The sequence below is a fragment of the Candidatus Streptomyces philanthi genome (assembly GCF_059553635.1).
Genome location: NZ_JCANQV010000001.1, coordinates 1 through 21,835 on the forward strand (window position 1 = coordinate 1; position 21,835 = coordinate 21,835).

The window sequence follows — 21,835 nt, forward strand, 5'->3', positions numbered from 1 at the left end:
GCCGCGCCCGCACTTCGCCGGCGCGCGGCGCACCCACGAACTGGCCGACACCGACATCGAGAGCTGTGTCCCCCTCCCCGGGGGCACCACCGCCGCCTCGCTCGCCAACCGCACCGGACGTCCCGTCACCACCTACCAGAGCCAGGACTGCGCCGAGACCGGCGAGTTCGACACCTATCCGGGGACGGGGACGTACCTCCCGGAGGCGCCGTACCGCATCCGGGCGTTCAAGATCTGGGAGAGCTGAGCGGGGAAAACACCGCGCCCCCGGACGGGAGGAACTCCGTCCGGGGGCGCGGCAGGGCTGTGACCCGCGGGGATCAGGCGTCGCCGCCGGCCTCGCCCGCGTCGGCCGCCGTCACGTCCAGCAGCCGGTAGCGGTCGATGGCCTGCTTGAGCAGCGAACGGTCGACCTTGCCGTCCTTCGCCAGCTCGGTGAGCACGGCGAGCACGATCGACTGCGCGTCGATGTGGAAGAAGCGGCGGGCCGCGCCGCGGGTGTCGGCGAAGCCGAAGCCGTCCGCGCCCAGCGACTGGTAGGCGCCCGGCACCCAGCGCGCGATCTGGTCGGGGACCGACCGCATCCAGTCCGACACCGCGACCTTCGGGCCCTCGGCATCCTGGAGCTTGCGCGTCACGTACGGGACGCGCTGCTCCTCCTCCGGGTGCAGCAGGTTGTGCTCCTCGGCCGCCACCGCCTCGCGGCGCAGCTCGTTCCAGGAGGTCGCCGACCAGACGTCCGCCTTGACGTTCCACTCCTCGGCGAGGATGCGCTGGGCCTCGACGGCCCACGGCACCGCGACGCCGGAGGCGAGGATCTGGGCCGCGTGCTCGCCCCGCTCGCCCGCCTTGAAGCGGTACAGGCCCTTGAGGATGCCGTCGACGTCCACGCCGGCCGGCTCCGCGGGGTGCTGGATGGGCTCGTTGTAGACGGTCAGGTAGTAGAAGACGTCCTCGGAGTTCTCGCCGTACATCCGCCGCAGACCGTCCTTGACGATGTGCGCGATCTCGTAGCCGAACGCGGGGTCGTAGGCGACGCACGCCGGGTTGGTCGAGGCCAGCAGCTGGGAGTGGCCGTCGGCGTGCTGGAGGCCCTCACCGGTCAGGGTCGTACGGCCGGCGGTCGCACCGAGGACGAATCCACGCGCGAGCTGGTCGGCCATCTGCCAGAACTGGTCGCCGGTGCGCTGGAAACCGAACATCGAGTAGAAGACGTAGACCGGGATCAGCGGCTCGCCGTGCGTCGCGTAGGCGGAGCCCGCCGCGATCAGGGAGGCGGTGCAGCCGGCCTCCGTGATGCCGTCGTGCAGCATCTGGCCGGTCGGCGACTCCTTGTACGCCAGCAGCAGGTCGCGGTCGACCGACTCGTAGATCTGGCCCAGCGGGTTGTAGATCTTCGCCGACGGGAAGAACGCGTCCATGCCGAAGGTGCGGTACTCGTCCGGCGCGATCGGCACGAAGCGCTTGCCGATCTCCTTGTCCCGCATCAGGTCCTTGAGCACGCGGACGAACGCCATGGTCGTGGCGATCTTCTGCTGCCCGGTGCCCTTCCTCGCGCCCGCGTAGACCTTGTCGTCGGGCAGCGGCAGCGGCTGCGCGCGCACGACACGGGTCGGGACGTACCCGCCGAGCGCCTTGCGGCGGTCGTGCATGTACTGGATCTCTTCGGAGTCGCGGCCCGGGTGGTAGTACGGCGGCAGGCCGTCCTCCAGGTCCTTGTCCGGGATCGGCAGGTGCAGCCGGTCGCGGAAGCCCTTGAGGTCCTCGACCGTCAGCTTCTTCATCTGGTGGGTCGCGTTGCGGCCCTCGAAGTTCGGGCCGAGCGTCCAGCCCTTGACGGTCTGCGCGAGGATCACCGTCGGCTGGCCCTTGTGGGCCTTGGCCGCCGCGTACGCCGCGTAGATCTTCTTGTGGTCGTGACCGCCGCGCCCCAGGTGGAGGATCTGGTCGTCGGTCATGTTCTCGACCATCTTGCGCAGCCGGTGGTCGTCACCGAAGAAGTGCTCGCGGATGTACGCGCCGGTCTCGGTGGCGTACGTCTGGAACTGGCCGTCGGGCGTGGTGTTCAGCCTGTTGACCAGCACACCGTCGCGGTCCTGGGCGAGCAGCGGGTCCCAGGAGCGGTCCCACACCAGCTTGATCACGTTCCAGCCGGCGCCGCGGAACTGCGACTCCAGCTCCTGCATGACCTTGCCGTTGCCGCGGACCGGGCCGTCCAGGCGCTGGAGGTTGCAGTTGACGACGAAGGTGAGGTTGTCCAGGCCCTCGCGCGCCGCGATGGACAGCTGGCCCAGCGACTCCGGCTCGTCCATCTCGCCGTCGCCCAGGAACGCCCACACATGGGAGCCGGAGGTGTCGGCGATCCCGCGGTGCTCCATGTAGCGGTTCATCCGGGCCTGGTAGATCGCGCCCATGGGGCCGAGGCCCATCGAGACGGTCGGGAACTCCCAGAAGTCCGGCATCAGCCGCGGGTGCGGGTAGCTGGACAGACCGTTGGGGGCCTTGGACTTCTCCTGGCGGAAGGCGTCCAGCTGGGCCTCGGAGAGCCGGTCGAGCAGAAAGGCGCGGGCGTACACGCCGGGGGAGGCGTGGCCCTGGAAGAAGATCTGGTCGCCGCCGGTGCCGTCGTCCTTGCCCCGGAAGAAGTGGTTGAAGCCCACGTCGTAGAGGGAGGCGGAGGAGGCGAACGTGGCGATGTGGCCGCCGACGCCGATGCCCGGCCGCTGGGCGCGGGAGACCATGACGGCCGCGTTCCACCGGGTCGCGTTGAGGACCTTGCGCTCGATCTCCTCGTTGCCGGGGAAGAACGGCTCGTCCTTGGTGGCGATGGTGTTGACGTAGTCCGTGCTGCGCATCTCCGGCACCGCCACGCGCTTCTCGCGCGCACGCTCGATCAGGCGGAGCATGAGGTAGCGGGCACGTTCCCGGCCTCGCTCATCGACGGCAGCGTCGAGCGAGTCGAGCCATTCCTGGGTCTCTTCGGGATCGAAGTCCGGGACCTGGCTGGGAAGGCCGCCAATGATGATCGGGTTGCGATCGGATCCGGAAGCCACGCTGTTCCTTCGTGTTCGGGACGTTTCGTGCTCTGCTCGCGATGGATGCTGCGCACGGCGTCGGAGACTGTCTGCGGTTCGCGCCGTCTTCCATCGTGTACCGAGACTTCGCGATACGTCACCTCTACCGGCGGGTAACGGCCCCTCGGAGACGGGCGCGGAAAGGCCGCTTTTTCGGTCGGCCAAATTGCAACCATACGCCCCTGCGGACACGTCCCCGCGTGCGGCGGGGCACCCCCCGAATACAGGTCCGGGTGCAACGGAACACAATCGCCGGACACGGCACTCGCGCGCCTGCCCGACAAACCCGGCAGAATGCTGTGGTGTGAATCACTTCCCCCTGTCCCGGTGGGGTCGCAGTTGCGCCGAGACGCCTCCAAACGTCACCGTTTCGGCGGTCTCCGCGGCCGGGTACTTGCGCGATCCGCCCCGCCCGTGTGGACTACGCCCAATGCTCCGCGCACGCGCGGGGCACACAGAGCATTTCCGAAACATGACAGGAGGCAATCCGTGAGCGCGACCGCGGACCACGCGGAGGAGCGGACCAACCCTGCCGCCAGGCTGGGGTTCGAGCCCGGACAGGTGGTCCAGGAGATCGGCTACGACGACGATGTCGAGCAAGATCTCCGTGAAGGCATCGAGTCCGTCATCGGCCAGGAACTCGTCGACGAGGACTACGAGGACGTGGCCGACGCCGTCCTGCTGTGGTTCCGGGACGACGACGGCGACCTCACGGACGCGCTGGTGGACGCCATCGGCCTGATCGACGAGGGCGCCCCGGTCTGGCTGATGACCCCCAAGACCGGGCGCGACGGCTACATCGAGCCGAGCGACATCAATGAGGCCGCGCAGACCGCGGGTCTGTCCCAGACCAAGAGCATCAACGCCGGCAAGGACTGGTCCGGCAGCCGGCTGGTGACGCCCAAGGCGGGCAAGTCCGGCAAGCGCTGAGCCCTCCCGTCCCCGACGGCCCCGCCGAGCCCCCTCCGGGCCGCACCGGAGGGGGCTCGGTGCTGCGGGGGGACGCCCTCCGGCGCGTGCGCCCCGGCGCGTAGGGTTGGCCCCAACCTGTTGAGCGTGAGTGGAAGGGAACCCCCATGGCGATCGAGGTCGGCGCGAAGGCCCCGGAATTCGAGCTGAAGAACCAGCACGGCGAGCTGGTCAAGCTCTCCGACTTCCGTGGCGAGAAGGCCGTCGTTCTCCTCTTCTACCCCTTCGCCTTCACCGGTGTGTGCACGGGCGAGCTGTGCGCGCTCCGCGACGAGCTGCCCAAGTTCGTCAACGACGACGTCCAGCTGCTGGCCGTCTCCAACGACTCCCCGTTCTCCCTGCGCGTCTTCGCGGAGCAGGAGGGCCTGGAGTACCCGATGCTGTCGGACTTCTGGCCGCACGGCGAGGTCTCGCGGGCGTACGGCGTCTTCGACGAGGAGAAGGGCTGCGCGGTCCGCGGCACCTTCATCATCGACAAGGAGGGCGTGGTGCGCTGGACGGTCGTCAACGGCCTGCCCGACGCCCGCGACCTGAACGACTACGTCAAGGCGCTCGAAGCGCTCTGAGCCGTGGTGCCCGACGGCCGGCCGCGGCGCGGCGGCACGCGCGCCGGCGGCGCCGTGCGCCCGCCGCGGCCGGCCGTCCGACATGCAGCCGCGATTTCTCCGGCCGGCGGGAACCGCTCACTAGGATCGGTTCGTTGATCCGATGCCATGCACGTTGGGGGCGCACACCGTTATGTTCCCCTCGAACCTATGGGAGGACCCGTGGGAGTCAGCCTCAGCAAGGGCGGCAACGTCTCGCTGACGAAGGAAGCCCCCAATCTGACCGCCGTGCTCGTCGGTCTGGGCTGGGACGCGCGGACCACCACCGGTACGGACTTCGACCTGGACGCCAGCGCCCTGCTGACGAACGACCAGGGCAAGGTCGCCAACGACCAGAACTTCGTCTTCTTCAACAACCTCAAGAGCCCCGACGGTTCGGTCGAGCACACCGGTGACAACCTCACCGGTGAGGGTGAGGGCGACGACGAGGCCATCAAGGTCAACCTCGCCGGGGTCCCCGCGGACGTCAGCAAGATCGTCTTCCCGGTGTCGATCTACGACGCCGAGAACCGCCAGCAGAGCTTCGGCCAGGTCCGCAACGCGTACATCCGCGTCGTCGACCAGGCGAACGGCTCGGAGCTGGCCCGCTACGACCTCAGCGAGGACGCCTCGACCGAGACCGCCATGGTCTTCGGCGAGCTGTACCGCAACGGCGCGGAGTGGAAGTTCCGGGCCATCGGCCAGGGCTACGCCTCGGGTCTGCGCGGTATCGCGCAGGACTTCGGCGTCAACGTCTGAGGCCACCGCCCCCGCGGAGCGGCCCGTGGCGCACCGCCTTCCGGTGGTGCCCCATGGCCCGCCCCGCCGTGCCGTCCAGGCACACGCCCGCGTCCGGCGCCGTACACCCCGCCCGGGGAGTGCGGCGCCGGACGCGCTTGACGGACCCACGGGCCGGCGACGGCACCCGGCCCGCCCCGCTACGGAGAGGAAGCGCACATCATGGGCGTCACGCTCGCCAAGGGAGGCAATGTCTCCTTGTCCAAGGCCGCCCCGAACCTCACCAAGATCATGGTCGGCCTCGGCTGGGACGCGCGCTCCACCACGGGAGCGCCGTTCGACCTCGACGCGAGCGCACTGCTGTGCCGCTCGGGCCGGGTCCTGGCGGACGAGTACTTCGTCTTCTACAACAACCTCAAGAGCCCCGAGGGATCGGTCGAGCACACCGGCGACAACCTCACCGGCGAGGGTGAGGGCGACGACGAGACGATCCTGGTGGACCTGGCCCAGGTCCCCGAACAGGTCGACAAGATTGTTTTCCCGGTGTCGATCCACGAGGCGGACGCGCGCGGCCAGAGCTTCGGACAGGTCGGCAATGCCTTCATCCGTATCGTCGACCAGACCGGCGGCGCGGAACTCGCCCGTTACGACCTCAGCGAGGACGCCTCGACCGAAACCGCGATGATCTTCGGAGAGGTCTACCGCTACAACGGCGAATGGAAGTTCCGTGCCGTCGGCCAGGGGTATGCCTCGGGCCTGCGGGGCATCGCTCTAGACTTCGGGGTCAACGTTTCGTAAAGCGCCGCGCCGCGTGCCGGGGCCCCTACATCAAGGGAATGGTTGAGCAGTGCTCCTGAAAACCTTTGGCTGGTCGTTCGCCGTAACGGTGCTCGGCCTCGCCCTGGCGGGTGTTCTCTGGGGATGGCAAGGGCTCGCGGTCGTGGGCATCCTGTCGATCCTGGAGATTTCACTCTCCTTCGACAACGCCGTCATCAATGCGGGCATCCTGCGAAAGATGAACGCCTTCTGGCAGAAGATCTTCCTGACGGTCGGCATCCTTGTCGCGGTATTCGGTATGCGGTTGGTCTTCCCGGTCGTCATCGTCGCCATCACCGCGAAACTCGGTCCGCTCGAAGCGGTCGATCTCGCCATCCATGACAAGGCGCATTATCAGGAGCTGGTCACCAGCGCCCATCCCGCCATCGCCGCATTCGGCGGGATGTTCCTGTTGATGATCTTCCTCGACTTCCTCTTCGAGGAACGGGAACACCACTGGCTGGCCTGGATAGAGCGGCCGATGGCCCGTATCGGCAAGCTCGACATGCTGTCCGTCATCGTCGCGCTGGTCGTCCTGCTCGTCACCTCGATGACGGTGGCCACCTCCGCGGCGCACGGCGCCGGCGACGTGAGCGCCACGGTCCTGCTGTCCGGCGTCGCCGGCCTGCTCACCTACCTCATCGTCGGTGGCATCTCCGGGTACTTCGAGGACAAGTTGGAGGAGGACGAGGAGGATGAGGCGGACGCCGCCGGGCGCCCCGCCAAGAAGAACGGCACCGTCGTGGGCCTGGCCGGCAAGGCCGCGTTCTTCCTCTTCCTCTACCTGGAGGTCATCGACGCGTCCTTCTCCTTCGACGGCGTCATCGGCGCGTTCGCCATCACCAACGACATCTTCGAGATGGCGCTGGGCCTCGGCATCGGCGCGATGTACATCCGTTCGCTGACGGTCTTCCTCGTCCGCAAGGGCACCCTGGACGACTACGTCTACCTGGAGCACGGCGCGCACTACGCCATCGGCGCGCTGGCCGTCATCCTGCTCCTCACCATCCAGTACGAGATCAGCGAGGTCGTCACCGGCCTCATCGGCGTCGTACTGATCGCCCTCTCCTTCGGCTCCTCCGTCCTGCGCAACCGGCGCGATGACGGCGAGGACGGTGCGCGGCGGCCGGCGGCGGAAGTATCCTCCGGCGTGTGACGCGGGCCTGACGGAGGAACGCTCTTGACGGGGCGGCCGGAGGTGCGGACCTCGGGCCGCCCCGATGTCATGGCACAGGACCGAGCGATGGGGTGGGCAAGGTGTCGTTCCTGGGGAACTGGCGGCGCGGCGGCGGTACGACGGTGTTCGACGGCGGAGGAGCGTCGTACGTCGTCGAGCTGACCAAGCGCCATCCGGTGGTCTCGCTGACCAAGCAGGGCGCGGACACCGGCCATATGCGGGTCAACCTCAGCTGGCAGATGCGCACCTCGGACCTGGGGGAGCGCGCCCCCCGCCGCACCGGCAGCCTGCTGCGGTCCCCCCGGGAACTGTTCAAGCCCCAGATGGTGCAGGCCCAGGGACCCGCCGTCGTCCAGATCGACCTGGACCTGGCCTGCCTCTACGAGCTCAAGGACGGCACCAAGGGCGTGGTGCAGCCGCTCGGCGACTTCCTCGGCGACCTCAACGGCCCGCCGTACGTCAAGCTCAGCGGCGACGACCGGTTCGGCTCCGGCTCCGGCGAGACGCTCTACATCAACATGGACCGCCGCGAGGAGATCAAGCGGCTGCTGGTCTTCGTCTACATCTACGACGGCACACCGGCCTTCGACCGCACCCACGCCGTGGTGACCCTCTACCCGACCACCGGCCCCCGGATGGAGATCCGGCTCGACGAGCGCGCCCCGCAGGCCCGCTCCTGCGCCATCCTCATGCTGGAGAACACCAAGGACGGGCTGATAGCGCGCCGCGAGGTCAAGTACGTCTACGGCTTCCAGGCCGAACTGGACCGGCTGTACGGCTGGGGGCTGCACTGGGCCCGGGGCTACAAGTCCTGAGCCCCGGGGCCGCTACCGGTGCTGGAACTGCGGCCCCTGCGGCGGCAGCGTGAACGACGGGTCCGGCACCACGGGCTGCGGCTGCTGCGCCGGATAGCCGTAGGGCGGGGACTGCGGATAGCCGTAGCCGGCCGGCGCGTACTGCGGGGGCGGCGGACCGGGCTGCCCGTAGGCGGGCTGCGGCGGCTGGGCCGGCGGCGGGGGGACGTGCTGCGGATAGCCGTATCCGCCCGTGGCCGGCTGCGGGTAGCCGTACCCTCCGGCGGGCTGCGGAGGTGCCGGGGGCAGCGGGGCGGCGGAGCGGGGCTCCGGTACCGGGTCGGGCAGGGGGGCGGGGACGGGCTCGGGCGGAGGGGCCGGGGCCGGGCCGGGCGTGTGGTCCGTCACCTGCCGGGTGACGGCGTCGGCCTCCGGCGCCAACGCGGTGGTCGTCTCGGAAGGGGCGGCGGGCGGGACGGGCGCGGGACCGTCCGCCTCGGGCGCGGGCTCCCGCTCGCCGGCGTCCCCGTCGCCGTCGTCGACCGAGATCCCGAACTCCGTGGCCAGTCCCACCAGGCCGCTGTCGTACCCCTGTCCCAGCGCGCGGAACTTCCAGGCGTCGGCGCGCCGGTACAGTTCGCCGCAGATCAGGGCGGTCTCCTCGCCCGTGTCGGGCACCACGTCGAAGATCGCGAGCGGCTCACCGTCGTCCGCCGTCGCGTTGTACAGCAGCACCCGCAGGTCCGGTACGCGGGCGAACGGGCCGCCGTCCGACGAGGCGGCCAGCACGATCCGGTCCACCGAGTCGTCCAGCCCGGACAGCTCGGCCTCGATGACGTCGGCGAGGCCGTCGGCCAGCGGGGAGGTGGGCAGATGCCGGACCCGGCCGCTGGGGTGCAGCGGCTGGTTGTAGAAGACGAAGTCCTCGTCGGAGCGCACGCGCCCGTCGGCTCCCACCAGCAGCGCCGAGGCATCGACGTCGGGGACGCCCGGACCGGGCGTCCAGCGCAGGACCGCCCGTACGGCCGTGGCGTCGAGAGGTACGTTCGACCCTTTCTGCATCGCGTGCGTCATGTCGCAATCCTGCCTTCCCGGTGCGTGGGGGGACAACGCGGGGCCCGCCCGGCGCGGTCGTTCCGGCTGCGGGAGAGCGCCGGTCCGCCCTCGGAGGGCGCGACGTTTTCCGGCCCGGGGGAACTTTCGGCGCCCGGCCGCACGTACGATTACCGGCTGGATCCAGACGACGGGATGTGGCGGCGGTGCCCGGTTCACGCCTGTATACGGGGAGTTATATGCGTCACTTTGGGCATCTTCCGCCCGATGTTCGGAAGGGACTCTTCCATCAGGAACCCACGGAGTTCACCCCCGATTCCCCGGCCCGTCTGCTCGCGGTCGCCCTCGGCGCCACGCTCTACAGCCCCGCCACCCGCCCGCAGCTCGCCACCGACGTCCTCAAGCAGGCCGCGCACGGCGTCATCTCCATGGTGCTCTGCCTGGAGGACGCCATAGGCGACGCCGATGTCGCGACCGGCGAGGAGAACCTCGTACGGCAGTTCCGCCTGCTCGACGAGGCGGCCGCCGCCGGCGCCGACCTGCCCCTGCTGTTCGTCCGCGTCCGCGCCCCGGGCCAGATGACCGACCTCGTACGGCGCATGGGCCCCACCGCGCGCCGGCTCTCCGGCTTCGTCCTCCCCAAGTTCACCGAGGAACGCGGGACACCGTTCCTGGAGGAGCTGGGCAAGGCCGAAGCGGCCGCCGGACACCGTCTGTTCGCCATGCCGGTCCTCGAATCGCCCCAGCTGCTGCACCTGGAGACCCGGCAGGCGACCCTGGCGGGCATCGCCCGCGCCGTCGGCACCCACCGCGACCGCGTCCTCGCCCTGCGCCTGGGCGTCACCGACCTCTGCTCCGCCTACGGCCTGCGCCGCGCCCCCGACATGACCGCGTACGACGTGCAGATCGTCGCCTCCGTCATCGGCGACGTGGTCAACCTCCTCGGCCGCGCCGACGGCACCGGATTCACCGTCACCGGGCCCGTGTGGGAGTACTTCCGGCTCCACGAGCGGATGTTCAAGCCCCAGCTGCGCCGCAGCCCCTTCCTCGGCCGGGCCGAGGAACTACGCGCCGACCTGATCGAGCACGACATGGACGGGCTGCTGCGCGAGACCGAACTCGACCGCGCCAACGGCCTCCAGGGCAAGACCTGCATCCACCCCTCCCACGTGGCGCCCGTGCACGCCCTCTCCGTCGTCAGCCACGAGGAGTTCAGCGACGCCGCCGACATCCTGCGGCCCGAACGCGGCGACGGCGGCGTCCTGCGCTCCGCCTACACCAACAAGATGAACGAGGTGAAGCCGCACCGCGCCTGGGCCGAGCGGACACTGCTGCGCGCCGAGGCGTTCGGTGTGGCGCGCGAGGGCGTCGGCTTCGTCGAACTGCTCACCGCGAGCACCCGCCACACCTGACACACCAGCGGCCACCGCATCCAGCACATGAGGGACACGACGAACGACATGACGGAGGAGACCGCACGCGTGGTGTGGACGGGAGAGTGGGTCACCCGGCGGCTCGGCATCGCCCTGGAAGGCGAGGAGCGGCTGCCGGAACTGCTGGGCCTCGCCCTGCGGCGCAACCCCCGGCGCGCCCATCTGCTCGTGTCGAACGTCCTCGGCAAGCACGTACCGCAGCGCCCCGCGCTCGTCCACGACACCGGCGTCGGCCTCGGCCGCAGGGTGCGGGACCTGCTCGGTGACGAGGACGCCGCCCGCGCCGTCGTCCTGGGCTACGCCGAGACCGCCACCGCCCTGGGACACTCCGTCGCGGACGGCCTGGCGCTCGCCCCGTACCTGCACTCCACCCGCCGGCCCGTGCCCGGCGTCGGGACGGCCGGCGGCTTCGAGGAGGAGCACAGCCACGCCACCTCGCACCTGCTGCTCCCCGAGGACCCCGCGCTGCTCGCCGGGGACGGGCCGCTGGTGCTCGTCGACGACGAGTTCTCCACCGGCACCACCGTCCTCAACACCATCAGGGCCCTGCACTCCCGCTACCCGCGCCGGCGGTACGTGATCGTCGCCCTCGTCGACCTGCGCTCCCCGGACGACCGCCTGCGGCTGGAGGAGACCGCCGCCGACCTGGGCGCCCGCGTCGAACTCGTGGCCCTGGCACGCGGCGGGGTCCGCCTGCCGCCCGACGTCCTCGATCGCGGCCGCGACCTCGTCGCCGCCCACGACACCCCGCCTGTCACCGACACCTCACCCGCCCCGGCGGCCACCCCCGTACGCGTCGACCTCGGCTGGCCCGCGGACCTCCCCGACGGCGGACGCCACGGCTTCACCCCCGACCACCGGCAGCGGCTGGAGGCCGCCCTCCCGGACATGGCCGCACGGATACGGGCCCGCCTCGGCGACGCCCGCCGCGTCCTCGTCCTCGGCAACGAGGAACTGATGTACGCCCCGCTCCGCCTGGCCCGCGCCCTCGACACCGACCCCACCGGGCGGACGGAGGTGTACTTCTCGACCACCACCCGCTCACCGGTCCTCGCCGTCGACGACCCCGGTTACGCCATCCGCACCCGGCTCTCCTTCCCCGCGCACGACGACCCGGCGGACGGCCCCGGCGACCGGTACGCCTACAACGTCGCGGCCGGGAAGGACCCCGCGCGCCGCTTCGACGCCGTCGTCGCCGTCGTCGACACCCACGGCGACCGGCCCGCGCTGCACGCCCCCGACGGGCTGCTGGCCCGTCTCGCCGCACACACCGACCGCCTGCTGCTCGCCGTCGTCCCCGCCCACCTCCCGGCCGCCGCCCGGCCCACCGCTCCGCGACGGACGTCCCGGCCCCTGCCCGAACCGCTGCGCGGCCCCCACTTCTCCTCCTACGCCCCCGACGAGGTCGGCTGGCTGCTCCAGGACCTCTCCTCGGTGCCCCTGGAGGCGCCCACGGAGGAGCGGGAGGAGGCCATCCAGCGCGGCGGCGCCCACTACGCCGAGTCGCTGCCCGTCGAGTACCAGCCGTCCGCGCGCTACCAGGAACTGTTCCACGACGCGCTGCGGACCTCCGCCGGCCGGATCGCCCGCGCCGTGGGCACCGTCACCGAGACCGTCCTGCGCGAACACCCGCTGCGCCGCGGGCGCCCGGGAGCGCGCCCGGTGCTGGTCTCCCTGGCACGGGCCGGCACCCCCGTCGGCGTGCTGATGCGGCGCTGGGCACGCCATGCGCACGGCCTCGACCTGCCGCACTACGCCGTCTCCATCGTCCGCGGCCGGGGCATCGACACCACCGCGCTGCGCTGGCTCGCCGCCCACCACGACCCCGCCGACGTGGTCTTCGTCGACGGCTGGACCGGCAAGGGCGCCATCACCCGCGAACTCACCGCGGCCCTCGCCGACTTCCCCGGCTTCCACCCGGACATCGCCGTCCTCGCCGACCCCGGCGGCTGCGTCGGCACCTACGGGACCCGCGAGGACTTCCTCATCCCCTCCGCCTGCCTCAACTCCACCGTCTCCGGACTGATATCGCGCACCGTGCTGCGCGACGACCTCGTCGGCCCCGACGACTTCCACGGCGCGAAGTTCTACCGCGAACTGGCGGACGCCGATGTCTCCCGGACCTTCCTGGACGCCGTCGGCGAGCACTTCGACGAGGTCGCCGGGGCCGTCGACGCCGACGCCGCGGCCCTGGCGGCCGCCGACCGGTCACCGACCTGGGCAGGCTGGGCGGCCGTCGAGCGGATCAGCGAGGAACACGGCATCCACGACATCAACCTCGTCAAACCGGGCGTCGGTGAGACCACCCGCGTCCTGCTGCGCCGCGTCCCCTGGAAGATCCTCGCCCGGCGCGGCGCCGGAACGGACCTCGACCATGTCCGCCTCCTGGCCGAACAGCGCGGCGTCCCCGTCGAGGAGACCGACGACCTCCCCTACAGCTGCGTCGGACTGATCCACCCCCGCTACACCCGCGGGGCCACCGGAGCCGACGGAAAGGCAGTGGCGTCCCGATGACCACGATCGTCGCCAGCGACCTCGACCGCACCCTGATCTACTCCGCGGCCGCGCTGCACCTCACCGGGCCCGACGCCGAGGCCCCCCGGCTGCTCTGCGTCGAGGTCTACGAGCACAGGCCGCTGTCCTACATGACGGAGACGGCGGCCGGACTGCTCACCACGCTCGCCACCACCGTCCCCTTCGTCCCGGCCACCACCCGGACCCGGGAGCAGTACCTGCGTGTCCGGCTCCCCGGCCCGCCGCCGCGGTTCGCGGTCTGTGCCAACGGCGGACACCTCCTGGCCGACGGCGTCTCCGACCGCGACTGGCAGCGCACCGTCGCCCGGCGGCTCGCCGAACGGTGCGCCCCGCTCGACGACATCCACGCCCGTCTCGTCCGCACCGCCGACCCCTCCTGGCTGCTCAAGGCACGCACCGCGGAGGACCTGTTCGCCTACCTCGTCGTCGACCGCCCGCTGCTGCCGGACACCTGGGTGAAGGAACTCACCGCCTGGGCCGCGGACCGCGGCTGGACCGTCTCCCTGCAAGGACGCAAGCTCTACGCCGTGCCCGAACCGCTCACCAAGAGCGCGGCCGTCGCGGAGGTCGCCCGCCGCACCGGAGCGGACACGGTCCTCGCCGCGGGCGACTCACTGCTCGACGCCGACCTGCTGCTGGCCGCGGACCACGGCTGGCGCCCCGGCCACGGCGAACTGGCCGACACCGGCTGGCAGGCCCCGCACATCACCGCACTCACCGAGCGCGGAGTCGCGGCGGGCGAACGGATCGTACGGGGCTTCGCGGAGCGGGCGGGGGTCCGCGCAGGGGGCTGATCGGGGCGCGGCCTCGGGCCGGAGGCGGGGCGCCCCCCGAGCGGGCGGGCGGCCCACCCGGGTGCCGGACCGTGCCCGCGGTGTGCGCCGGGTCCGGCCCCGTGGGACCGTTCAGCCGCAGCAGCCGCCTCCGCAACAACCGCCTCCGCCGCCCCCGGAGGGCGCGGGGGCGCTCGCGGAGCCGCCGACGGCGACCGTGGAGAGCAGCTTCACCGTGTCCTCGTGCCCCTGCGGGCAGACGGCCGGGGCGGAGGACTCGGCCATCGGCCGGTTCAGCTCGAAGGTGGTGTCACAGGGACGGCACCGGTATTCGTAACGAGGCATGGCCACACATTAACCGCGCCTCCCCTCACCGGACGACGCTGCCGGGCCCCGCGCCCAGCAGGCCCAGCTCCGCGCGGGTGGGAGCCCCCTCCCAGTCCCCCTGGCAGGCCACCGCGAACGCCCCCGTGGTGACCGCCCGCTCAAGACGCCCGGCTATGTCCTCACCGTCCAGCAGCGCCGAGAGATAACCGGCCACGAAGGCGTCGCCCGCCCCCACCGGGTCCACCGCCCGTACGGACTTCGCGGGACGGTGCAGCGCGCCCCCGGCGGTGAACGCCGTCGCCCCTTCCGCACCCAGCTTCACCACCACCTCACTCGTCCCCAGCCCCCGCAGCAGCGCGGCCTGCTCCTCCAGGGAGGGGTCTTGCGTGCCTTCGGCCGGCGGCAGACAGAGCGGCAGCTCGTCGTCCGACGCGATCAGCACATCGGCGTGCGGAGCCCAGCCGCGCAGGACCCGCCCGGCGGCCTCGGCGCTCCACAACCGGGAACGGAAATTGACGTCGAGGCAGACCAGAGTGCCGTACCGCCCGGCCAGGCGCAGCGCCGCGTCCGCCGCGGCGCGCGCCAACGGGCCGAGTGCCGGGGTGATACCGGTCAGATGCAGCACCCGCGGTGGAGCCGCGAGGAACGCCCGCTCGACGGTCTCCGGGGCCAGCCGGGAGGCGGCCGAGCCCGCGCGGTAGTAGTGCACCCGGGTCAGCTCGGGCAGCCGGGGCTCGAACAGGAGCAGCCCGGTCGGCGCACCGGGGTCCGCCGGGACCCCGGACACCTCCACCCCTTCGGCGCGCAGCGTACGCAGCACCAGCTCCCCGGCCTCGTCCGCCCCGACCGCGCCCGACCAGCGCACCCGGTGGCCGAGCCGGGCCAGCCCGATCGCGACATTGCTCTCCGCACCGGCGACGGAGACCCGCATCGTGCCCCCGAGCCGCAACGGGCCGCTGCCGCGCAGCGCCACCATCGTCTCGCCGAAGGTGAGGACGTCGGGGCGGTCCGTCATCGCGCGCACACCTCCCGGAACCGGGCGGCCCGCTCCCGCAGCGCCGCCTGGTCGCCGCCGTCCGCCGCGTCACCGACCAGCGGGGACCCGACGCCCACCGCCACGGCACCCGCGGCCAGATACGCCTGCGCCCCGGCCGCGTCCACCCCGCCGACGGGGACGAACGGCAGCTCGGGGAAGGGTGCGCGGAGCGCCCTCAGATACGCGGTCCCGCCCATCGACGCCGGGAACAGTTTCAGCGCCGCGACGTCCAGGGCCTCGGCGGCTATCACCTCCGACGGCGTCAGCACCCCGGCGAGGACCGGAAGTCCCTGCCGCACGGACTCCTCCACCCCGGCGCCGAGACCGGGCGTGACGATGAGGTTCGCCCCGGCCTCCGCCGCCAGGCGGGCGTCCCGCGCGCCACGGACCGTGCCGGCCCCGATCCATGCCTCGTCGCCCAGGGCGGCCCGGGCCCGCCGGATCACGGTGAGGGCGTCGGTCCCGCTGAGCGAGACCTCTATCAGTGCGATGCCCTCCTCCGCGAGCGTCATGACCGTACGGAAGGACGCCTCGGCGTCCCGGCCGCGAACGATGGCCACCAGCCGCTCGGCCCGGAGCGCTGTGGTGAAGTCCATGGAGATTCCTGCTTTCTCCGCCGTGAGCGGGTGGCTGCTGGTCAGGAGGCTGGTTACGGGAGGGGGCGAGGGCGGGGTGCTGGGGAGGGGGCGGGCAGACGGTTCGGGCAGTGGCATCGGGCGTTTGGTACGGCGTCGGCGGCGGGGGCGGGCGCCCCTGCGGGGAGCCTTGCGGCGGGCGGCCCGCTTGTCTGTGGCAGTCCGCGCGCCCTCGCTGGCCCATGTGCCCGGGGCGGCCCGCGCGCCCGTGCCGGGCCACGCCCCCAGGCCGACCCGCGCGCCCGTGACGGGCTTCTCCGCCCGGCGGCGGATCGCGAGGCCCCTCACCATTCGGTGAACGCGCCGTTCCCGTCGCGCCATATCGGGTTGCGCCAGGCATGGCCCCGGGCGTCGGCCGCGCGGACGGCCGCCTCGTCCACCTCCACGCCGAGCCCCGGCCGGTCGGTACGGAGCAGCGAACCGTCGTGGAAGCGGAACGGTTCCGGGTCCGCGACATAGCCGAGGAGTTCCGCCCCTTGGTTGTAATGGATGCCGAGGGACTGCTCCTGGATCAGGAAATTCGGTGTGGTGAAGGCGACCTGGAGACAGGCGGCGAGTGCGACGGGGCCGAGCGGGCAGTGCGGCGCGAGCTGTGCCCCGTACACCTCGGCGAGCGCGGCGATCCGGCGCAGCTCCGATATGCCTCCCGCGTGGGAGACGTCCGGCTGCACGATCGCCACCCCGGCCCGAAGCGGGGCCAGGAACTCCCGCCGACCGTAGAGGCGTTCGCCGAGCGCGAGGGGGATCGGCGAGGCGTTGACGAGGTCCGGGAGGGCGTGCTCGTGCTCGGGAAGGACGGGTTCCTCCACGAACATCGGCGCGGCGTCGGCGAGCAGCGGCAGCAGACGGCGGGCGTTGGCGGGGGAGACCCGGCCGTGGAAGTCGAGCCCGAAGTCCCGCTCGTCGCCCAGGACCTCCCGTGCCACCTCGGCGCGCTGTACACAGGCCCGTATCTCGGCGCGGGTGGCGACAGCGCCCATCGGTCCGCAGCCGTTCATCTTGACGGCCGTGAAACCCGCCTCGATCTGCGCGGCCAGCGCCTCCCGCACCGCCCCCGGATCGTCCCCGCCCACCCAGGAGTACGCGCGGACCTTCTCGCGCACCGGACCACCGAGCAACTGGTGGACCGGGAGGCCGCACCGCTTGCCCTTGATGTCCCACAGTGCCTGGTCCAGCCCCGCGACGGCGGAGGACAGCACAGGACCACCGCGGTAGAAGCCGCCCTTGGTCATCACCTGCCAGTGGTCCTCGATGCGTTCCGGGTCCCGCCCGACGAGATACTCCGACAGCACACCGACGGCCGCTCGGACCGGCTCGGCCCTTCCCTCGACCACCGGCTCCCCCCACCCCACGACACCCTCGTCGGTCTCCACCCGGACGAACATCCAGCGCGGCGGGGCGAGGAACGTCTCGATACGGCTGATCCTCATGAACGTGCCGTCCTTTCGTCGCGTCGTACTGCCGGTCGCGGCGGCCCGCGGGAGACGGTCCGCCGGCCGCCGCTACGGGTGGTCGCGGGCGGCCAGGTCGAGCAGGGCGAGCATCGAGGCCGAGGCCCGCGCGGCGTCCCGGTCACGTATGGAGGTGACGACCTCGGCGTGCGCGGGATGCGGGGCGTGAACCCCACCGGAGTGCACCGCACGGTCGCGTTCCATCAGTACGGGCACGATCACCCGGTACATCTGTGAGTGGAAGCGGTTGTGCGAGGCGGTCAGCAGCGCGGTGTGGAAGGACGCGTCGGCGCGTACCCGCAGCGCCGGATCGCGGCCGCCCGCGGCCATCGCGTCGAGCGAGGCGTCCAGGGCCCGGAGATCGGCGTCGGTGCGGTACCGCGCGGCGAGCGCGGCGGCGGAGGGCTCCACGGCGCGCCGCAGAGCGTGCAGATCGGCGAAGAACGCGGGTGGCGCGCCCGCGGCCAGCTTCCACCGCAGCACGTCCTCGTCGAGCAGGTTCCACTGCTCCTGGGGACGGACGAAGGTGCCGCGTTTCTGCCGGGCGTCGAGCACCCCCTTGGCGGTCAGCACCTTGACCGCCTCGCGCAGGACCGTCTGGCTGACGTCCAGTTCCGCCATCAGTCCGCGCACATCGAGGGTGTCCCCCTCGGCGTACGTACCGTCGAAGATCCGCTCGGCCAGGGCCTCCACCGCCGTTCGGTGGACACCCCGCCCGACGTACGAAGCTGTGCTTACCTGCTGCGTCATCACTTCCCCCGATCATCGTGACGCTCCGTGATCCGCTGATTGCTATGGTCGCACAAGAAGTCGTTAATTAGCAATTATTTTCGGCGGAAAATCCAGGGCCTGCCCGCAAGATGAAACGCATCGGGCCAGTGGTGCACCCGATGCGTCTGGTACTTCGTATTTCCGGTACGGGGTAAGCCAGTTGCTCCAAGCGTGGCGGGTGCGCGTGCTGCGTCTGGTGTGACGCTCCGCGCCCCGCAGTCCCGCATTCCGCCCCCACGGCCTCCGCGACAGCGGCAGTCCTCATTCCCGCGGGGGTTCACCGAGATCCCGGCGTCGCTCCTCCTCGCTCCGCTCCATGCCCGCGCGGCGCCGGTTCAGCTCCGCCTGCCGCGCCACAGCCGCCCCGCTGAGCGGATGCCGCAACTCCTGGGACAGCCGCCGGACCTCCTCCGGATGCCGCGTCTGCCAGTACGGGTTGTCGTGCGACAACCCTCCGCTCACCCGGCCGTACAGCCCGAACACCAGCAGCATCAGCCCGACCACGAAGCTGAACAGCACGTTCTGGATGTGGAAGGCGAGGAAGTTCGCGCTCGTCTGCAACAGCGCAAGGTTCACGAACCCGCTCAGCAGGAACAGGACGCCGAGCACGGCATTGAGTGTCGACGCGAAGTTCCCGCCGATCACCATCCCGATGAAGAGGATCGCGCCCACGACGATCGACAGCACGCTCAGCGCACCGTTGGTGTTCAGCCCGGCCACCGTGGCGCCACCGGTGTCGAAGAACCCGATCCTGTGAACCAGCCCCAGGATGCCGAAGGCGAGCAGTACCAGCCCCATCAACCCGGCGCCGACGCGGTAGACCTTGCTCAGCCGGTGATCCACCGGCAGATGTTCGTTGAGGCGTGTGTGCCGCAGTCTGCCCTTGCGGAACAGGTTCGACGGCCCGTACAGACCACTCGGGCCGGTCCGTGGGGTGCTCGCGGTAGCCATGTCCGGCCTCCTTCGCGCAGAGGTGCCGCTCCGGCCGTACTCCCCTTCAGCATCCGCCCCCACCCGACGTCCCGCCAACGCGCCGGGAGGACGGGGGCGCGCTCCTGCGCGTGCGGACGTACACAGCGCGTAGGGACGTGTACGCGATCACGGAGAGGGATGCACGTACGGAATAGCTGTAGGAGCGGGCCCCGCCCGGACACGTCAAGGGAACCCGTTGCCTCCACCCTGCGTCGCACGACCGGAGACCGGAGACCGGAGACCGGAGACCGGAGACCGGAGACCGGAGACCGGAGACCGGAGACCGAAGACCGGAGACCGGATGCCCCCGCGTCCACCGCCTCACACCCCCGTGCCGCCCCGTTCCTCCCGGATCTCCCGCACCACCCGTGCCGCCGTCTCCCGTACGGCCTCGGTCTCGGTCAGGAAGTGCCACCAGTCGGGGTGCCGGCCGTCCAAGCCCGCGACCGCCCGGTCCAGGCGCGCCACCGCCTCGTCCAGCGGGCGGGCGTGCCGCGGATCGGCGGTGTGGCGGCCGGCCATCGCCAGTCGCTGCGCGTCCCGGAGTGCGAAGCGCGTCCGGTCCACCTCCTGCTGCCGGTCGAACGACACCGCGTCCAGCCGCTTCAGCCGCTCACCGGCCGCCGCTACCGACTCGCCCGTGGTGTCCAGCAGCGCCCGTACCGTCGCCAGCCGGCTGGTCGCGTCCGCCCACCGTTGCTCGTCGCGCGCCTGCTGCGCCTCACCCAGCGTGGCCTCGGCCCGCCGCACGGACTGCGCCGCCCGCTCCGGTACGTGCTGGAGGTCCTGCCAGCACGCCGCGCTGTACCGCCGCCGCAGCTCGCTGAGGACCGGTTCGACCTGCTCGGCGCGGTTCGCGACCGCCTGCGTACGGGTGCGCAGCGAGGCCAGCCGCTTGTCGATCTCCGCCGCCCGCTCCGGCAGCCGCCCGGCTTCCGCCCGTACCTCCTCGGCCTTGCGCAGCACCTCGTCGGCGCGCCGGATCGTTTCTTGTACGCCGTGCTGCCCGGCACCCTGATTGAGCTTGGTCAGCTCTGGCGCGAGCGCCGCCAGCCGAGCCGCGAGATCGTCGGCCCTCAGGCCCTGCCCGCGCGCCGCGTCCAGCGCGTTGCTCGCCGCCAGCAGGGCCTGCCGGGCGCGCTCCACGGCCGGCGCCAGACGCGCCAGCTCCGTCTCCGCGGCCTGCAACAACGGTGCGAGTGTCTGCGAGAACCGGTCGAGATCGATCTTGGTCCGTTCCAGATCGTCCTTCGCCCGGGCCAGATCGGCCCGTGCCCGCGCCGCCGCCCCGCTGTCGAGATCGTCGCGGTCCAGATCGTGCGCGTCCACCGAGGCGATGTACGCCTGGCTGATCTCGTCGATCCGCCGCTCGAACCGCTCGAAGTCCGCGGCGGCCTGCACGGCCTGCGGCGAACCGTCGACCGCGGTGATCGTCTCGATGGAGATCCGCAGTTCCCGCTGCGTGGTGTCCAGCTCGTAGAACGCCGCCGCGGCCGCGTCCTTCGCGGCCTGCGCCTCGGCCCGCTGACTCTCCCCGCGCCCGAACCAGCGCCGCGTCCCCCCGCCCGCGAACGCGGCCGGCGCCAGCGCCGCCCACAGCGGCAACGGCAGCAACATGAGCGCCACCACATCACGGACCGGACCCCCGCGGACCCGACGGCGTCCTCGCTGCTCCCGCGGCCGCGTGTATCTCGCCGTCACATCCCTCTCCCGATCGCATCGCCCCTGGCCGGATGCCATTCTCCCACTTGACGGAAACGAACGACCGAGCCCAGGAGTTCACGTTTCCCGCACGAGTTTGCCGTTCCGCCCCGAAGGCAAGGTAGTCTGTCGGCTCATCCAGGGCGCATAGCTCAGCGGTAGAGCGCTGCTCTTACAAAGCAGATGTCGGCGGTTCGAACCCGTCTGCGCCCACCAGCTCCAGGTGCAGGTCAACGGCGTCTAGTGCGTCGTAGCGAGATCTGTCGCCAAGATCAAAGTCCACATAGAGTCCACATCCCCACGAGGACTCCCCGAAGCGGATCTTCCATTTGGGTCCCGCAGCAAGTCCGTGCCGTCTACAGTGGCCCTGATGGCGAGGGTTGGCGTGGCTCCTCACACGCGCCAGATACGTGCTCGCCGCATCCTGCGGCGCCGGGCGGGGAGGCCCGGCCCGCAGGCAGCGGTCCCCGCCGAGGTAGTCGGCGGGGACCGCTCGTATAAACGTAGACCGCCCCACCCCGCGTACGGGGTGGGGCGGTGCGCTCTGACCGAATCAGAGCCAGGAATGGCCGCTCACGGCGGATACGTGGACGCCGGCGGTCACCCTGCTTCGAACTGGATCACATGCGCATCGTGCACAAGATCCAAAAAAGTACGGTTGACGATACAGACTTCACTCCATGATCACCCGAGCGTGGACAGGTGCCATCCCCTGTCCCGCCACCTGCCCGGGTTGTCGCCCGGCGCCGGGCTATCGGCGGCCGCATCCGCGCAGCACGCCTGCACGCCAACCTCACCCAGGAGAAACTCGCCGAGCGCGCCGGCGTCGACCGGCAGACCATCAACAGGATCGAGCAGGGCCACGCCAGCCCGGTCCTCGACACCCTCTTGCTCATCGCCGACGCGCTGGGCATCCCGCTCGCGGACCTCGTCATCGGGATCGAAACCGACTGAGCAGAGTCGTCTGCACGGGGAGGGGCTTGCACAGCACCGCGT

19 protein-coding genes, 1 tRNA gene and 1 pseudogene are annotated in these 21,835 nt (G+C 71.4%); 12 read left to right on the top strand and 9 right to left on the bottom strand.

Features of this window, described 5'->3' with window-relative positions; all coding sequences use genetic code 11:
• Window positions 1–247 (top strand): annotated as a pseudogene (locus AC51EU_RS00005) (peptidase inhibitor family I36 protein); the annotation flags it as partial.
• Window positions 248–320: 73 nt separating this feature from the next.
• On the opposite strand, the gene aceE reads toward AC51EU_RS00005, so the two are convergent.
• A complete protein-coding gene (aceE, locus tag AC51EU_RS00010; RefSeq protein WP_496264456.1) occupies window positions 321–3,053 on the bottom strand; it encodes a pyruvate dehydrogenase (acetyl-transferring), homodimeric type in 2,733 nt (910 codons plus the stop codon).
• Window positions 3,054–3,563: 510 nt separating this feature from the next.
• Between aceE and AC51EU_RS00015 the strand changes: the two genes are divergently transcribed.
• The 6 genes from AC51EU_RS00015 (at window position 3,564) to AC51EU_RS00040 (ending at window position 8,173) form a co-directional block, all read left to right on the top strand.
• Window positions 3,564–4,004, top strand: coding sequence for a DUF3052 domain-containing protein (locus AC51EU_RS00015; RefSeq protein WP_496264457.1), 441 nt, complete (start codon window positions 3,564–3,566; stop codon window positions 4,002–4,004).
• Between the two features lie 146 nt (window positions 4,005–4,150).
• On the top strand, window positions 4,151–4,609 hold the full coding sequence (locus tag AC51EU_RS00020; protein ID WP_496264458.1) for a peroxiredoxin: 459 nt from the start codon (window positions 4,151–4,153) through the stop codon (window positions 4,607–4,609).
• A 201-nt stretch (window positions 4,610–4,810) separates the two neighbouring features.
• Window positions 4,811–5,386 carry a TerD family protein gene (locus tag AC51EU_RS00025; protein WP_496264459.1) on the top strand — a complete coding sequence of 192 codons (576 nt, stop codon included), beginning with the start codon at window positions 4,811–4,813 and terminating at the stop codon, window positions 5,384–5,386.
• Between the two features lie 201 nt (window positions 5,387–5,587).
• A complete protein-coding gene (locus tag AC51EU_RS00030; protein WP_496264460.1) occupies window positions 5,588–6,163 on the top strand; it encodes a TerD family protein in 576 nt (191 codons plus the stop codon).
• Between the two features lie 49 nt (window positions 6,164–6,212).
• Complete coding sequence (locus tag AC51EU_RS00035) at window positions 6,213–7,337, top strand: DUF475 domain-containing protein (protein WP_496264461.1); 1,125 nt, start codon at window positions 6,213–6,215, stop codon at window positions 7,335–7,337.
• 101 nt (window positions 7,338–7,438) lie between these two features.
• The gene (locus tag AC51EU_RS00040) at window positions 7,439–8,173 is read left to right on the top strand and encodes a TerD family protein (protein WP_496264569.1); all 735 of its coding nucleotides are present in this window, start codon (window positions 7,439–7,441) and stop codon (window positions 8,171–8,173) included.
• A gap of 12 nt (window positions 8,174–8,185) precedes the next feature.
• Here AC51EU_RS00040 and AC51EU_RS00045 read toward each other — a convergent pair whose 3' ends face one another.
• Complete coding sequence (locus AC51EU_RS00045; RefSeq protein ID WP_496264462.1) at window positions 8,186–9,226, bottom strand: TerD family protein; 1,041 nt, start codon at window positions 9,224–9,226, stop codon at window positions 8,186–8,188.
• 218 nt (window positions 9,227–9,444) lie between these two features.
• On the opposite strand from AC51EU_RS00045, the gene AC51EU_RS00050 reads away from it, so the two are divergent.
• Genes AC51EU_RS00050 through AC51EU_RS00060 form a run of 3 tightly spaced genes read left to right on the top strand, consistent with a single transcriptional unit; the run spans window position 9,445 to window position 13,967 of the window.
• Window positions 9,445–10,617, top strand: coding sequence for an HpcH/HpaI aldolase/citrate lyase family protein (locus AC51EU_RS00050; protein ID WP_496264463.1), 1,173 nt, complete (start codon window positions 9,445–9,447; stop codon window positions 10,615–10,617).
• 27 nt (window positions 10,618–10,644) lie between these two features.
• Window positions 10,645–13,152: a phosphoribosyltransferase gene (locus tag AC51EU_RS00055; protein WP_496264464.1), complete on the top strand. Its 2,508-nt coding sequence runs from the start codon at window positions 10,645–10,647 to the stop codon at window positions 13,150–13,152.
• Window positions 13,149–13,967: an HAD family hydrolase gene (locus AC51EU_RS00060; RefSeq protein WP_496264465.1), complete on the top strand. Its 819-nt coding sequence runs from the start codon at window positions 13,149–13,151 to the stop codon at window positions 13,965–13,967. Before AC51EU_RS00055 ends, AC51EU_RS00060 begins: the two co-directional genes overlap by 4 nt.
• A 111-nt stretch (window positions 13,968–14,078) precedes the next feature.
• Here the strand turns inward: AC51EU_RS00060 and AC51EU_RS00065 are convergent, their stop codons facing one another.
• From AC51EU_RS00065 to AC51EU_RS00095, 7 genes are all read right to left on the bottom strand, one after another.
• Window positions 14,079–14,291, bottom strand: coding sequence for an FmdB family zinc ribbon protein (locus AC51EU_RS00065; RefSeq protein ID WP_496264466.1), 213 nt, complete (start codon window positions 14,289–14,291; stop codon window positions 14,079–14,081).
• A 25-nt stretch (window positions 14,292–14,316) separates the two neighbouring features.
• On the bottom strand, window positions 14,317–15,288 hold the full coding sequence (locus tag AC51EU_RS00070; protein ID WP_496264467.1) for a sugar kinase: 972 nt from the start codon (window positions 15,286–15,288) through the stop codon (window positions 14,317–14,319).
• Window positions 15,285–15,905, bottom strand: a complete 621-nt coding sequence (locus AC51EU_RS00075; protein WP_496264468.1) for a bifunctional 4-hydroxy-2-oxoglutarate aldolase/2-dehydro-3-deoxy-phosphogluconate aldolase — start codon at window positions 15,903–15,905, stop codon at window positions 15,285–15,287. Before AC51EU_RS00075 ends, AC51EU_RS00070 begins: the two co-directional genes overlap by 4 nt.
• A gap of 323 nt (window positions 15,906–16,228) precedes the next feature.
• A complete protein-coding gene (gene dgoD / locus AC51EU_RS00080; RefSeq protein ID WP_496264469.1) occupies window positions 16,229–17,374 on the bottom strand; it encodes a galactonate dehydratase in 1,146 nt (381 codons plus the stop codon).
• Between the two features lie 72 nt (window positions 17,375–17,446).
• On the bottom strand, window positions 17,447–18,145 hold the full coding sequence (locus AC51EU_RS00085; RefSeq protein ID WP_496264470.1) for a FadR/GntR family transcriptional regulator: 699 nt from the start codon (window positions 18,143–18,145) through the stop codon (window positions 17,447–17,449).
• A 282-nt stretch (window positions 18,146–18,427) separates the two neighbouring features.
• Window positions 18,428–19,117, bottom strand: a complete 690-nt coding sequence (locus AC51EU_RS00090) for a DUF4383 domain-containing protein (RefSeq protein ID WP_496264471.1) — start codon at window positions 19,115–19,117, stop codon at window positions 18,428–18,430.
• A gap of 342 nt (window positions 19,118–19,459) precedes the next feature.
• A complete protein-coding gene (locus tag AC51EU_RS00095) occupies window positions 19,460–20,839 on the bottom strand; it encodes a coiled-coil domain-containing protein (RefSeq protein ID WP_496264472.1) in 1,380 nt (459 codons plus the stop codon).
• Between the two features lie 141 nt (window positions 20,840–20,980).
• On the opposite strand from AC51EU_RS00095, the gene AC51EU_RS00100 reads away from it, so the two are divergent.
• Both AC51EU_RS00100 and AC51EU_RS00105 read left to right on the top strand, forming a co-directional pair.
• Window positions 20,981–21,055 (top strand) — tRNA-Val (locus tag AC51EU_RS00100).
• Between the two features lie 486 nt (window positions 21,056–21,541).
• Window positions 21,542–21,793: a helix-turn-helix transcriptional regulator gene (locus AC51EU_RS00105; RefSeq protein WP_496264473.1), complete on the top strand. Its 252-nt coding sequence runs from the start codon at window positions 21,542–21,544 to the stop codon at window positions 21,791–21,793.
• The last annotated feature ends 42 nt before the right edge of the window (window positions 21,794–21,835 follow it).

Coding starts and splice junctions, on each gene's coding strand:
- AC51EU_RS00020 (WP_496264458.1), top strand. CDS start 4,151: ATGGCGATCGAGGTCGGCGCGAAGGCCCCGGAATTCGAGCTGAAGAAC.
- AC51EU_RS00030 (WP_496264460.1), top strand. CDS start 5,588: ATGGGCGTCACGCTCGCCAAGGGAGGCAATGTCTCCTTGTCCAAGGCC.
- AC51EU_RS00045 (WP_496264462.1), bottom strand. CDS start 9,226: ATGACGCACGCGATGCAGAAAGGGTCGAACGTACCTCTCGACGCCACG.
- AC51EU_RS00050 (WP_496264463.1), top strand. CDS start 9,445: ATGCGTCACTTTGGGCATCTTCCGCCCGATGTTCGGAAGGGACTCTTC.
- AC51EU_RS00055 (WP_496264464.1), top strand. CDS start 10,645: ATGAGGGACACGACGAACGACATGACGGAGGAGACCGCACGCGTGGTG.
- AC51EU_RS00060 (WP_496264465.1), top strand. CDS start 13,149: ATGACCACGATCGTCGCCAGCGACCTCGACCGCACCCTGATCTACTCC.
- AC51EU_RS00065 (WP_496264466.1), bottom strand. CDS start 14,291: ATGCCTCGTTACGAATACCGGTGCCGTCCCTGTGACACCACCTTCGAG.
- AC51EU_RS00070 (WP_496264467.1), bottom strand. CDS start 15,288: ATGACGGACCGCCCCGACGTCCTCACCTTCGGCGAGACGATGGTGGCG.
- AC51EU_RS00075 (WP_496264468.1), bottom strand. CDS start 15,905: ATGGACTTCACCACAGCGCTCCGGGCCGAGCGGCTGGTGGCCATCGTT.
- dgoD (WP_496264469.1), bottom strand. CDS start 17,374: ATGAGGATCAGCCGTATCGAGACGTTCCTCGCCCCGCCGCGCTGGATG.
- AC51EU_RS00085 (WP_496264470.1), bottom strand. CDS start 18,145: ATGACGCAGCAGGTAAGCACAGCTTCGTACGTCGGGCGGGGTGTCCAC.
- AC51EU_RS00090 (WP_496264471.1), bottom strand. CDS start 19,117: ATGGCTACCGCGAGCACCCCACGGACCGGCCCGAGTGGTCTGTACGGG.